Consider the following 13337-nt stretch of genomic DNA (forward strand, 5'->3'; position numbering starts at 1 on the left):
GGTGTCAGGCCCTTGCTTCCTTTTTACCGGGAGGCGGCGGTTTACTAGTCTTCTTCGTTCTGAGCCTTTTTATGGGTGTTCTGAACTAAAAGACGATGCAAATATAAGCATCAAAATACCAAAGTCAATAGCTTGATGAAAAAATAGTTTAAAATGGCTTGTAAAGCCTTGGCAGGCAGGGCGATAAAAATTATCCACAAGGGCCGAAAAGCAAGAAAATCAGCTACTGCTTTGCAAACTTGCTCGTCGCAATAATGGTAACGTTGCGCTTTATATAGCACACATAAAGCCCAACGGGATATGAAGAAATATCTATTCTTTGTAACCAGCTATATTGAGGCACGCTTGCTTGATAAATGCTTTGACCTAAGCTATTCATCAATACCAGACTAATCTCCTCTTGTTGGATCCAATCAAAAAGACTGTAATCAACTGTTATTTCAGTTGAGGCTGGATTTGGATAAACTTTTATCCCATTAATTTCAGGCTTAACTACCTCATCTACCCCTACCAAACAATTCTCCACCTCACACCCATTACTATCCAATCTCAATATCCAACCAAATTGACCGGTATATTCCGTAGCCCCCCCCCCCCTATATGTCCATTCTTTGTTAAAGGAACTATTCATTTTAACAACAGTAGCTGTACTATATATGAAGGGAAAAAATTCATAAACCTTCTTCTGTGCAGCATAAATAAAGCCTCCATCTTTCGTTTCGGTTAAACCATAAGCTCCATAAGTGCTGTCGTTTGGGTCAAGCCATTGCCTTACCATCGTGCCACCGGTATCCACTTCCAATAACCACGTATAGCTCCGCTCGCGGGTCAGATCCACCAAGCATTAAGTTGCCATTTAATAATGGGATAATGTTATGGGATGTTTCATACTGATTCAGTAATCCGAAGTACTTTTCCCACAACCAGCTTCCTTGAGAATCAATTTTTAAGATGCAAATATCCGGTAGATAGCTTAAGCTATCTGCTCTGGCACCAGAGATATAAAACATGCCATTATTAAATTCTGTTACCCCTGTGCCTTGAAATGACCATGAAAAAGGTGTGTAATATTCATAAGTCTGAATATTGTCCAAAGCAGTATTAAACTTTGAAAATAATGTGCGAGGCAATGAATCAATAGAATATCCAGCAAATGCATATCCATTTGATGATGTTTTTATTAGGCTATTGTAAAACCCCCCATATCGCTTTGGTATGGTATCATACAAAGACTTATATCTGATAAACTGACCAATAGAATCTAATTCGGCTATTACGATTCTGGCATACTCAAACGGTGGATTATACGGAGATATTACGCCAATTACTTTATAAAAACCATTTTCATGGATGATGCTACTAAACATCATCGAAGGTCTATCTTCCTTAAAAGTTTTATTTAAAATTATCTGTGAATTAGCAGAAGATGTTAAAGCAATTAAAGCAGCTAATATTAGCTGCTTTAATTGCTTTTGTTTGAAAATACTGTCAGTTATCATTTCATAATGTTAAACCGGCCTTTGTCTTTCATGCTATTATTACCAATCACCCTTACTATGTATAGTCCACTGCTGAGCATAGATGTGTTTATCTCAACTTTTGTTTCCTCTGTTGTGGTCTTTTTCGTGTTAATTATCCTGCCATAAATATCCAGAATCTGAACTATGTCGTCGTTTTCAAATCCAGCATACTCGATAGTTACAAAATCTTTAGCGGGGTTAGGATAAATCTTTAGTATAGGTATAGGCCCGACTTTTTCTTTTACCGATTCCGATGTTTTTCTGATTTCATCAGATTCATTGCCCTTCTTGCCTGACCATTGTGGCGCATCTCGTCAGTTATAACTGGCGGGGCAGGCTACTTGATTATGCAATCCCTTTATTTTATCTACTTTAAGCTACCCGACTTTAGTTTCAAGAATGAGATTGCTCAATAAATATTATAATTTTTCTAATTGTCTTCGCAATTTGCTCTCTACATCGGTCAAAAGTGCGTGGAAATTATCTCCATACTCTGAAGCGAAGGGGTCATTACCTGGAATACCTAAACGTATACTGACTTGTTTTTGTTGAGTTTTCTTTTCAGCTTTGTCCTCTAGGTATATATCTGCCCATTCAATTCTATCATAAAAGCGACTAAGGCGTGTGATACTTTTACGTATCGTGTCCTTTACATCATCGTCTATTGTAATATCTACTGCTTGAACATTAATCTTTATTCCTGTGATACTTTCTGTATATTCCATAATTAAATTTATTTTATTGTTTTATATATGCCGTATACATCCATACTAGTTTTTCTTGTGCACTGATATAATCACTCATCAGGGCATTTGTTCCTTCATCGTTTGCGTCTGCCGATAAATCTAGAATTTCTCGTTGAAGTGTAATGATAATTTTAAGAGACTCCAATGTGTCTTTCACATCTTTAACTCCGTCTGACACTTCTGTACTTTCTTTTACCTTCGCTAGCTTTTGATAAATAGAAAACTGATGGTTTGGTGTATGACCAAGGGTCTTAATTCGCTCCGCGACTTCATCTATCTTTACGAATAAATCTTCGTACATTTCTTGAAATTTACCGTGAAGTTCAAAGAACTTATCTCCAGTAATATTCCAGTGATACCCTCTTATGTTTTGATAAAAGATGGAATAGTCTGCTAATAGCTCATTTAATTTTTCTGATAATACGTTGGATTTTTCTTTATCCAGTCCAATAAAATTTGTCATTTTGTTTTGATTTTAATATTTAAAATTGTGCTACGGTCCGTTGTTTAATGGTTGATATCAAACGATTCATTCTCTTTAAGCTGCTTAGTGCCGCGTTTTTAGTACCATATCACCAAGTTCTTTTATTTCGTCTTGTATAATAAAAATGACCCTTTCATCCTTTAATAAAATGTTCCAAGCAATTCGCTGACAATGTCAGAACTGAATGCAAATTACACTTTTTTTTTAAATCTTTCTCTCAGGTCTGTTCAGTTTTTGAACCAACTTAAAAGATGCATAATCTGCATAGATACCATAAGCGTTTACCAAAAGACCTTTTATCTTACCATCTGTTGAGGAAATAGCATATAAAATGCTTTCATTATCAACGTCTGACATTTCTTGAAAACGGTGTTTTTCATCAATCTCAAATTCTTCGGGTTGCAATTGGCATTCGTTTTCTGGACATTCTATAAACTCTTCTTTCATATTAAAGTTATAAGTATAGCCTTTTTTTGCAAGATCGTTGATGGCTTCGGATAAGCTTGAGTATTTTCCCATTTTATTTCAGTTTTAATTGATTATTATTTAATTGCCCAAATAGATCCGTTTTTCGTTGTAAATTTTTCAATGCTCCTTTTTCAGAAAGTTCATTCAAAATAGTTTCGCTTTCGTTTCTTGGCGTACCTGAAAGTTCAGCATACTCCTTAGCAGTAAGTGAATGGTATTTAGAAAAAAGTGTCTCCCAGTTTTTGCTATACTCACTTTTTGTAGCATTCGGATTCAATTTTAAAATGGCCATTTCGTAAAATGCATAAGGCCTGGCACCATAAACGGTTTCCATATTGCCAGCCTTATCCATGAAGAATATAGTTGGAAATCCTCTTACACCCAGTTCTTTTCCTAATTTTAAATCTTCTTCAAACAACGCTTTTGCTTTGCCTTCATAATCGGTTTTCAATTGCTCAACATTCAGTCCAACAGTTTTTGCTGCAGTTTCTAAATGTTCCCATTTGGCAATGTTTTTCTTTTTAAGAAAAACCATTTCTCTAATTCCCCGCATAAACAAAAGGGCTTTTTCTTCATCTTGTAGTTGTGCTGCTTTGAAAGCTATGGATGGTGGATAAGAAGAGTCCAACGGGTCTTCTAACCATAAATCGCCATCAATAGGCATATCATAGTGTACGCTTACTTCATCCCAGTGTGAAGCTACGTCAGACGGTTTACCAATACCACCACTATTGTAACTCCAGTCTGGTAATAAACCTCCCATTCTATAGTCAATTTCAACAATATTGCCATATTCAAGTTTCAGTTTACGTAGTTGTGGTTCAATTCCCCAACATGACGAGCATATAGGATCTGTGTAGTAAATAAGTTTTACGGATTTTTCCGTTGATTGTACTGTAGTTATAGATGTGTTATTAACTTTTTCATCAGTTGTTTCACACATTCCAGTTTCTATATCGCACAAAAGCGGATTGTTTTTTATGGTTTCGTTGCTCATGGTTCTATTTTTATTGTCCTTTTTAAGAAAAAAGGCATTACCAGAAAATTAATAATGATAGGTTATTTTACCTCTTCGGAGGTTGCAAATTCTTCCATTCTTGTGATCAAATCGTTTTCAACTGTATAGATTTGAACCCAATCTTGTTTTAGTTCTCTACCTGATCGTTTTACTTTTTGATGTTCTCTTCCTAAAACCACTACCATATTTCCTTCAACAATATATTGTAGCGGTTCAAAGTTGATGATTTCGGTTCGTTCCATAATATTATTGTAAAAAGCTCTTACACCTTCCTTCTTTTCAAACCGTCCTTTTGGGATTATTTGTGTTCCATGATAAATCCAAACAGTATCGTCTGAAACTGTTGCCACAAATTTATCTGCGTCGCCACCGCTAAATGCAGAGAACATATTCTGTACTACTTTTTTTGCTGAATTTTTCATGTTTCTTTGTTTTACTGTTCCGATTTAATTTCCCCCATAAAAATCAACCTAAAGTCTTTTTCGAAAAAAATGAAATAATTAAACCAGGTACAGAAAGCCCAATTGCCAAATAGATCAGACTCATGGGCGAATAAATTCCTAGTAACAATCCTGCTACTGAAGAAGCAATCATTATAGATAAGTTAAATACCGAAGACTGAACTGAGGTGGCCACATCTTTAGCAGTTTCTACCTGGCGGCTAACACCAGCTTGCAGCAAGGTAACTAATGGACCAAATGAAAGTCCCCATAAAAAGAAGGCAATGTGTCCCAGTCCTGTTGTTCCACCCAAAATTAGAAAAATAACCATAGAGATAATCATGAAGGCAAACATTAAAATGGTTAGAAGTCGCAAATGCTTATCCGTATATTTTATAGCCAGCAATACCGAAATCAAAGATCCTATTCCAAAAAATAATAAGGCACTCTCTACTCCTCCGGCCAACTGAATTTCATCAACAAGACTAGTGATATAAATATAGACACCGTAATGTGCTATGACACCAAGTAGCGTAAGCAGTAAAATAAGTAAAACCGACGGGATTTTTAATAGCGCAAAAGGTGAAGAACTTTTCGTCAGTTTCTCACCTGGTACTGAAGGCAAAGCAAAGAAACTAACTAAGGCGATAACAAAAATAAAAGTGCCTAATCCAATAAATTCAGTTCTCCATCCATAAATATTACCAATAGAAGTCAGTATAGGCATTCCAATACTAATTCCTAATGTAGTTCCAGCCATGATTACTGCAATGGCTTTCCCGTGATCTTTTTCATCGACCAATCGCATACCATAGGCAGCAATCATTGGCCACATTACACCAGCACAAATTCCGCCAATTATCCTTAAGATTATAATAATCGTATAATCGTGTACAAGACCTGCAACAATATTAGAAATCGCAAATCCACCAAGCAAAAGGAGCAACAAGTATTTCCGGTTAAACTGCATGGTGACTGAAATCAGCGGTATTGCAAAAATAGCTGAGGCTATAGCGTAGTAACCTACCAGATTTCCTGTTTGTATCTCACTAATGTTCAAATCAGTCATCATCAGTGGAAGCACACCTGATGGCATTAACTCTGACAGTATTCCTACAAAAGTTACCGATGACATTAAAATCATCATGAGCCACGGAAAAGATTTTTTGGCTTGCTCCGTAATGTTATGTCTGCTCATAGTTTTGTTTTTTGATAACTATTGGAAACATAGTAAGTACTTCACTTCAATTATATTCAGTATTTACTAAAAATATCGAAGTGAAGTACTTTAAAATCGATTCTTTTTAAATTAAAGACTAAAAGGAATATCAAATTCCACTTCTTTTTTGCGGAATAGGAAGTTACCATTACGTACAGATGCTAAAACATCTACTCGTCTACGAATCGCCTCATAAACGGAAGTTTCATTTAATACAATGAAGTTTGCTGCTTTACCAACATCTAAACCATAACTCTCTTGAATATTTAAACAACGAGCACCATTATAGGTAATCAGATCGAAATTTGTTTCTACATCTTTTTTAGACATGATTTGAGCGAGGTGAATTCCATTATCCAGAATATTCATCATATTGCCATTGCCCATTGGATACCATGGATCGTTTATGGAGTCTTGTGCGAAAGCCACATTTATTTCGGATTCAATGAATTCTTTTACTCTGGTTAGTCCACGACGTTTAGGATAGGTGTCTTGGCGACCTTGTAAATAAACATTTTCTGTTGGACAGGAGATAAAGTTGATCTTGCTCTTTTTGAATATGTCCATCATTCTAAAGGCATAAGAATCATCAGCAGAGCCAAAAGAACAGGTATGACTTGCTGTGGTTTTACTTCCATAACCTTCTAGATAGACAAGAGCATTTAATAACTCTAAAAAGCGTGAATGAGGATCATCTGTTTCGTCACAGTGCACATCAATCAATTTATCATATTTTAAAGCAAGCTCAACAGTGTCATGAACAGATTTTTCTCCAAATTCCCTCGCAGGTTCATAATGTGGAATTCCGCCAACAACGTCAGCACCCATTTTAAGGGCTTCTTCCACTAAATCACGTCCGCCTTTATACATGTACATACCTTCTTGCGGAAAGGCAACAATCTGAATATCAACAATATCTTTTAAATCTTGTTTCATTTCCAGCATTGCTTTTAATGCTGTAAAGTTTGGATCGGTAACATCTATATGGGTACGGATGTGCTGCACCCCCTGAGACACTTCGTCTTTAATTCCCTTCATGGCCAGTCTTTTTACGCTTTCTACCGTAAGGGTTTTTTTGAATTGTGGCCATAATTCAATCGCTTCAAACAAGGTTCCGGGAACCAGCTCCTTCCTGGCCCAGTTCCGATAAGGTATAAACGTAGTCCAAATGTAAATGTGGATCTACATAAGGTGGCAAAATAAGTTTTCCGCTAAGGTCAATTTCCGCATCACATTTAGGTAGATTAGTTCCGATATGAGTAATTTTTCCATTTTCTACAATCATTTCGGTTGCGGAATCATTCCGATAAATTTTTGCATTAAAAAACTTTTTTTCCATGGCTGATTAATTTAAAGTTATTTAATGTTTAAATTTTATTTTTTCTGAACATGGGTATCAACCCATTTTTCAAAGGCTTCCAAAAAGTTCTTCAAGAATCCTTTGGTAGAATCGTTAATAAGTTCCCCATTGTCGTCAAAAAGCCCCCCGGCTCCACCAATATAAGCTTCTGGTTGTGCCATTGCAGGGACATTCACAAAAGTTAGCGACTGTCTTAAATGGTGATTCGCACCAAAGCCGCTAATGTTACCAATGGAAACGCTTACAATTCCAGCTGGTTTTCCATCCCATGAATTTTCTCCATAAGGGCGAGAACCGACATCAATGGCATTTTTTAGAACACCAGGTACGGAACGGTTATATTCAGGTGTTAGAAAAAGAAGTCCATCCGAAGCCTTGATTTTTTCACGTAATACTTCCCATTCTTTTGGTGGATTGGCTTCTAAGTCCTCATTGAACATAGGAAGACCTGATATGTTTAACAGTTCCATTGATAAGGATTCTGGTGCCATCGCCATCAGTACTTTGGCTGTTTTTAAGTTAAAGGACTCTTTGCGAAGACTTCCTACGATAACTGCAATTTTGTGTTTTTTCATAACATTGATTTTTTTAGTTTAAAATTTTTTAAAAAATTTATCTATTAGTAGGTTTCGGCGCCCATTTATCATAAAGAGACATGTCAAAATTATTGACCTCATCCATAGTTAAACCAAGTGCTTTAGCAACACCCTGTCCGTATTCTGGATCAGCTTTAAAACAGTTTCTTATTTGACGAATTTGAATAAATTTCTCTGCGCCTCCTCTTTCTCCAGCAACTGTAGAAAATCTGCTGAACAGTTCTGTTTTCTTACCAACTTCGCTAAAAATTCTCGCCTTAATGTATTTAGTAATGTGGTGAGTAACCGCAAATGTGCCAAAAGCACCGGATCCTTTAGTGTGCATTTTTCTTTCTGGGATGACCTCTCTGTCAAAGTTTGCCATTTTTTCAAGAAACCAAGCATCTTGCATTAACATGGGGCCTCGTAGTCCTGTAGTTTGTACGTTTTGATTATCTCCAACCGGTGCTCCAGTTTGTCTTGTGAGTTTTGATTCTTTGTCTTTCATATTTTCCATATCTGGGAAGTTTACGTTACTATTTGTTTATTGTCTTTATAGTTTTTTTAGGTGTTGCATAGCTTGCAAATACCCGACACATTTCCTTCAACAACGTCTGGTATCTCGCTACGTAAAAGTAAAATTTATTTCTCAAGGTCATCCAAAGGACTTTTGATTTCACTAATTTTTTTATTGCTCACGTGCGTATATATCATGGTGGTTTTCGGGCTATCAAATCCATAAGTAAATCACACTCAGGGTGTTTTTATTTCACCAAAAGTATGAGTTCCTTTATCTTATACCAAACAGTCATAATAGATAAGCGGAAGCCGCAGGTTGTATTTTGCCTTTTTCGGATTTCCTATCACGCATGAATGAAAATAGCTATAATATATCGTTTTTCCATGTTTTTCTGTTAATTAGTTGTATTTCAGCAAATATCCAGACTGTTTTTGTCACAGAAATAGGCAAAACCGCGACGGAAATAGGGAAGTCCGTGACGAAAATATGGAAGTCTGTCATGAACTTAGGGAAGTCCAACACAGAAATACCTAAGTCCATCGCAAGAATACCTAAGTCTGTCGCAGAAATAGGGAAGTTTGCGACAGAAATACCTAAACTCAACACAGAAATAGGGAAGTCCGCCACGGAAATAGGGAAATTTGCGGCAGGAATACCCAAACTCGTCGCGAAAACAGGCAAGCGGGTGGTGGAAATACCTCAAGGTCGGGATGGATTATATCACTATTATTTGGTTATAGGTAAGTCTGTGACAGAAGTAGGCAAGTCCACTGTGGAAATAGTCAAACTTGCCGTAAGGATAGTATAGGAAGATGTAGAGAAATTCTGCCCCGTGGGTCGTTCACGGGTCTGCTCAATGAACTGTGTCAGGGTTAAAAAATATGCATTCTAAGCGTTGCGTGTAACGGGCTTATCTATCGGGGAGCAGATCTAAAGAATCCCCATTGAGCAGTAAGTTTGTTTCCGATTTATCGGCTTCTCGCTAATCGAGTCTCTAGCCCAAGCTATCAAGAGCAACCTTTCCTATTTCGTGCGGTACAGAGAAACCTTCGGATGTTACTTTGCGTATGACTGATGTAAACGGCAAGCAGGTGTATTTCAACCCTATAAGAGACCATCAAGGACTTTCCGAAAAAGATAGTTCCTTCGCTGCCGCTTCATTGAAAGGCACTTGCCTGCTAAAAAAACCAACGAAAAACCAAAGAATTACTACGAGAGTAGTGGTACAGTAGGTGAAGAAATAGGTTATCGCAAACCCTTCCAACCTTATTGTGAGGGCTTCGGGAAACCGGAGCCTTTTTTTATTTCAGGGATACAGACACCTGGCTCAGTTTTCCTTTCTCGAACCAGCAGGAAAGAATCTTACCATCTGTTTCAAACTCAGAATAGCCGGATGAACTGTAGTTGACTGTGGGTTTCCCTAGCAACGCTTTTATTTCGCCGGCACTCATGCCAAATTTCACCTGACGGGGCAACACCGCTATAAATTTTCCGTAGGCTGGACTATTTTGATAGAGGCGGACAGAGGTTAGCAATCCATCTTTCAAAACCAGTTCCACGCCTTCTTTCGACAAATAATGAGCGTCGTTTGCTTTCTCTAAATGATAGTTGGCTATCAATTCGCTGACCTCCGGACTTTGAGCCTCCAAGCCCAATGCCGGACTGAAAGCGTCTCCATAATGAGCATATTGAGCATGGCCCCCGACGGAGATAAACATCACAACTATATAAAGAAGTACTTGGTAATTATTGATTGTTTTCATGATTCGGATATTCAAGATGACAGGGGCTATATGATTCGTCAAAATAACGAAAAGTTTATTCTTTTATTTGCGCCTACATGGATTTTAGCTTATCAATTTTTTCTACTGCCGATGCCTGGATTAGTTTGCTCACGCTCACTTTTCTCGAAATCGTTTTGGGCGTAGATAATATCATCTTCATTTCCATCATCGCCAACAGCCTTCCTGCTTCACAGCAGAAAAGAGCGCGAAGTATTGGATTGATGATTGCACTTATTTTCCGAATTGGCTTGCTCATTTCCCTTTCCTATATCATCGGCATGACCGCTCCGGTACTCACTTTGTTCGGGCAAGATTTCAGCGGCAGAGATTTGATTTTAATCGGTGGGGGATTTTTCCTGATTGCGAAATCTACTACAGAGATACATCAAAAAGTAGAAGGGAAAGAAGAAGGGAAAGGAGTAAAAGCTAGAGCGGTTTTCTGGCAAGTGATTTTACAGATTATAGTGATTGACATCGTCTTTTCATTCGATTCTATTTTAACTGCCGTAGGATTAACCCAACACGTGATGGTGATGATACTGGCGGTGATTATTGCCATGATGGTGATGCTCAAGTTCAGCGGGCCGGTGAGTAATATTATCAATAAATATCCCACCCTTCAAATCCTCGCTTTGTCTTTTCTGATTATGATTGGACTGACCCTCATCCTAGAGGATGGGGAGTGCATGTCAATAAGGCCTTTGTGTATGTGGCGGTGCTGTTCTCATTGACGGTAGAGCTGCTCAACCTGAGATTCCGTCAGAAACATTTGCTGTAAATCAGTTTACAGTTGTTCCGACAACTGCTCCCAGTTTTTCATTTCGCTTTCTAATTGTTTTTTCAAGGCCTCATAGCCCGAAAAGAAGTCCGGGTTTTTGCTGAGCTCCTGAAACTGCTGTGCGTCCTGTAGCTTTTTATCTAAATCGGCAATCTGGCGTTCTAGTTCCGCTATCTTCTTCTCGCTCTTCTCTACTTCCGCCTTGAGCTTCTTCACTTCTTTAACCCCTGCATCTTCTGTTTTACCCTTGGGCTTTTCTTTATTTCCCACTTGTGGGCTAGAGGGCTTTTCGTCCTTCTTGGTCAGCATACGTATATCCTCCAGCTTCTTCTTTTCCAGAAATTCGTTGATGTCACCGATATGTTCCTTGATTCCGTTTTTAGTGAATTCAAAAATCTTATCGGTCAATCCGTGTAGAAAGTCACGGTCGTGTGAAACGATGATGACGGTTCCTTCAAATTGTCGGATAGCGTTTTTCAATATCTCTTTTGACATGATGTCGAGGTGATTGGTTGGCTCATCCAACACCAAAAAGTTACGCGGCTCCAATATCATTTTACACAAAGCCAATCTTCCTTTCTCACCTCCACTCAACACTTTCACCTTCTTGAACACATCATCGCCTTTGAACAAAAAGCAACCGAGCATATCGCGCAGTTTGGTGCGAATGTCGCCAGTGGCTACATTGTCCACCACCTCCAACACCGTATCTTTTCCATCCATAGAATCGGCAGCGTGTTGTGCATAGTATCCTACCGTTACATTATAGCCCAACTTGATTTCACCCTCGTAACTGAGATTGTCCACCAATATCCGCGTGAGCGTAGTTTTGCCCATGCCATTCTTCCCGACAAAAGCAATCTTCTCTCCGCGATTGATATCAAAGCTTTGATCGTTGATAACCATCTTGTCGTCAAAGGACTTGGTCACATGATGCGCTTCCACCACTACTCTGCCCGATGCCTGCGCCTGTGGAAAGTGGAGATTCATCGCCGAAAGATTTTCTTCTTCCACCTCGATAATATCCATCTTGTCCAGCTTCTTAATCAGCGATTGAGCAAAAGTAGCCTTGCTGGCCTTGGCGCGAAACCGGTCAATATTTCTTTCCAGTTGCGCTATCTCGCGGTCCTGATTTTTCTTAGCATTGATTTGCTGTTCACGACGCTCTTTTCTTAACTCCACATATTTGGTGTATGGAGCGTTGTAATCGTCAATATCTCCATTGACCACTTCGACTGTTCGGTTCGTGATGTTATCGAGGAAGCTCCGGTCGTGCGACACCATGATAATAGCGCCCGGATAGTCTTTCAGAAATTTTTCTAGCCACAAAACTGATTCAATGTCGAGGTGATTGGTCGGCTCATCGAGCAGAATCAAATCGGGTTTCAGCAAAAGAATCTTTGCCAGTTCCACCCGCATCTGCCAGCCTCCACTCAAGGTCTTCATCTCCTTTTCAAAATCAACCGGTTCAAAACCAAGTCCTTTCAACACCCGCTCGGTTTGCTCTTCTACGCTATACCCGTCGTGCATCTCAATCTGGTGTTCTACTTCGCCCAAACGATTGATCAAATCCATATAGGAATCGCTCTCGTAGTCGGTGCGAGTTTCCATTTCATGCATGATCTTCTCCTTCTCATCCATATACTGAGTGGCGAGTTCAAATGCTTTTTTGGTTTCATTGATGACCGACAAAGAGGACTGGGAATGAAGTTCCTGCGGCAAATAGCCAATCACCGTTCCTTTGGGATACATAATATCGCCTCCATCGGTGTTTTGAATGCCCTTCAATACTTTGAGCAAAGTGGATTTGCCGGCCCCGTTGCGACCCGTCAGACCAATCTTATCGTTATCATTAATAAGAAAGGAAATCTTGTCGAACATTACCCGTCCGCCGAAGTGTAATTCTATGTTGGAAACTGCTATCATTTTTTCTTAGGAGGCGCGAAGGTACTACAACGGAGCGTCATTTTTGAGCGTTTGGGGCAAATAAATCGTATTTAGAGACCTCCGACTGTTAATTAATGGTGCTTAGGTGTTTTGAATTTTACATATTTCGCGTACATTCGCCGCTGAAATTTCACAAAGATATGAGCAAGGTTATTGCAGGCATTTTTACCCTCGTCGGGAGTTTGGTTACTCTCTATTTTACCTTTGTTATCTGGAACTCTTCCTGGGCAATGAGATATAATGATCCAAAACTGGAAATGAGTTTGTATCAAACCGGCGATTTAGTTCCGCTGGCTGCCGGTGTTTTGATGATGACCATTGGTCTGATATTTTTCTTCGTTGCCCGCGAACCGAATCCGAATATCAAGTAGTCCAGCCCAGCCCCTAAATCCTCAAACTCCCCAAACTCCCAAAGGGGGCTTTAGCGTAGTCACAAAAAATCTTTTACCGATAAATTATTGAATTTGTCTTTAAGTCC

At 38.8% G+C, this 13337-nt stretch carries 14 protein-coding genes and 3 pseudogenes; 3 read left to right on the plus strand and 14 right to left on the minus strand.

Features of this window, described 5'->3' with window-relative positions:
* Positions 1-223 precede the first annotated feature (223 nt).
* From IPP77_04220 to IPP77_04275, 12 genes and pseudogenes are all read right to left on the minus strand, one after another.
* Positions 224-802, minus strand: coding sequence for a T9SS type A sorting domain-containing protein (locus IPP77_04220; GenBank protein MBL0308896.1), 579 nt, complete (start codon positions 800-802; stop codon positions 224-226).
* Positions 759-1499, minus strand: a complete 741-nt coding sequence (locus IPP77_04225; GenBank protein ID MBL0308897.1) for a hypothetical protein — start codon at positions 1497-1499, stop codon at positions 759-761. Before IPP77_04225 ends, IPP77_04220 begins: the two co-directional genes overlap by 44 nt.
* Entirely contained in the window at positions 1496-1786 is a 291-nt protein-coding gene (locus tag IPP77_04230; GenBank protein ID MBL0308898.1) for a T9SS type A sorting domain-containing protein, read from the minus strand. The genes IPP77_04225 and IPP77_04230 overlap by 4 nt, the downstream gene beginning before the upstream one ends.
* Positions 1787-1939: 153 nt before the next feature.
* Positions 1940-2245: a ribosome-associated translation inhibitor RaiA gene (gene raiA, locus IPP77_04235; protein MBL0308899.1), complete on the minus strand. Its 306-nt coding sequence runs from the start codon at positions 2243-2245 to the stop codon at positions 1940-1942.
* Positions 2246-2258: 13 nt separating this feature from the next.
* The gene (locus IPP77_04240; GenBank protein MBL0308900.1) at positions 2259-2729 is read right to left on the minus strand and encodes a DNA starvation/stationary phase protection protein; all 471 of its coding nucleotides are present in this window, start codon (positions 2727-2729) and stop codon (positions 2259-2261) included.
* Positions 2730-2954: 225 nt separating this feature from the next.
* A complete protein-coding gene (locus tag IPP77_04245; GenBank protein ID MBL0308901.1) occupies positions 2955-3269 on the minus strand; it encodes a phosphoribosylpyrophosphate synthetase in 315 nt (104 codons plus the stop codon).
* A gap of 23 nt (positions 3270-3292) precedes the next feature.
* Positions 3293-4215, minus strand: a pseudogene (locus tag IPP77_04250) (DsbA family protein).
* A gap of 62 nt (positions 4216-4277) precedes the next feature.
* Positions 4278-4658, minus strand: coding sequence for a nuclear transport factor 2 family protein (locus IPP77_04255; GenBank protein ID MBL0308902.1), 381 nt, complete (start codon positions 4656-4658; stop codon positions 4278-4280).
* Between the two features lie 43 nt (positions 4659-4701).
* Complete coding sequence (locus tag IPP77_04260) at positions 4702-5874, minus strand: MFS transporter (GenBank protein ID MBL0308903.1); 1173 nt, start codon at positions 5872-5874, stop codon at positions 4702-4704.
* A 111-nt stretch (positions 5875-5985) separates the two neighbouring features.
* Positions 5986-7234 (minus strand): annotated as a pseudogene (locus tag IPP77_04265) (amidohydrolase family protein).
* Positions 7235-7269: 35 nt separating this feature from the next.
* Positions 7270-7830, minus strand: coding sequence for an NAD(P)H-dependent oxidoreductase (locus IPP77_04270; protein ID MBL0308904.1), 561 nt, complete (start codon positions 7828-7830; stop codon positions 7270-7272).
* A gap of 37 nt (positions 7831-7867) precedes the next feature.
* Positions 7868-8338 carry a catalase gene (locus IPP77_04275; protein ID MBL0308905.1) on the minus strand — a complete coding sequence of 157 codons (471 nt, stop codon included), beginning with the start codon at positions 8336-8338 and terminating at the stop codon, positions 7868-7870.
* Positions 8339-8699: 361 nt separating this feature from the next.
* Between IPP77_04275 and IPP77_04280 the strand changes: the two genes are divergently transcribed.
* On the plus strand, positions 8700-9158 hold the full coding sequence (locus tag IPP77_04280; GenBank protein MBL0308906.1) for a hypothetical protein: 459 nt from the start codon (positions 8700-8702) through the stop codon (positions 9156-9158).
* A gap of 493 nt (positions 9159-9651) precedes the next feature.
* Here the strand turns inward: IPP77_04280 and IPP77_04285 are convergent, their stop codons facing one another.
* Complete coding sequence (locus IPP77_04285) at positions 9652-10113, minus strand: hypothetical protein (GenBank protein MBL0308907.1); 462 nt, start codon at positions 10111-10113, stop codon at positions 9652-9654.
* A 77-nt stretch (positions 10114-10190) separates the two neighbouring features.
* Between IPP77_04285 and IPP77_04290 the strand changes: the two are divergent.
* A pseudogene (locus IPP77_04290) lies at positions 10191-10912 on the plus strand (TerC family protein).
* Positions 10913-10918: 6 nt separating this feature from the next.
* On the opposite strand, the gene IPP77_04295 reads toward IPP77_04290, so the two are convergent.
* Positions 10919-12838: an ABC-F family ATP-binding cassette domain-containing protein gene (locus IPP77_04295; protein MBL0308908.1), complete on the minus strand. Its 1920-nt coding sequence runs from the start codon at positions 12836-12838 to the stop codon at positions 10919-10921.
* 161 nt (positions 12839-12999) lie between these two features.
* Here IPP77_04295 and IPP77_04300 point away from each other — a divergent pair, with 161 nt between their 5' ends.
* A complete protein-coding gene (locus IPP77_04300; GenBank protein MBL0308909.1) occupies positions 13000-13230 on the plus strand; it encodes a hypothetical protein in 231 nt (76 codons plus the stop codon).
* The last annotated feature ends 107 nt before the right edge of the window (positions 13231-13337 follow it).

Source organism: Bacteroidota bacterium, from assembly GCA_016722375.1.
In the GTDB taxonomy this organism is placed as follows: domain Bacteria; phylum Bacteroidota; class Bacteroidia; order Chitinophagales; family LD1; genus Bog-950.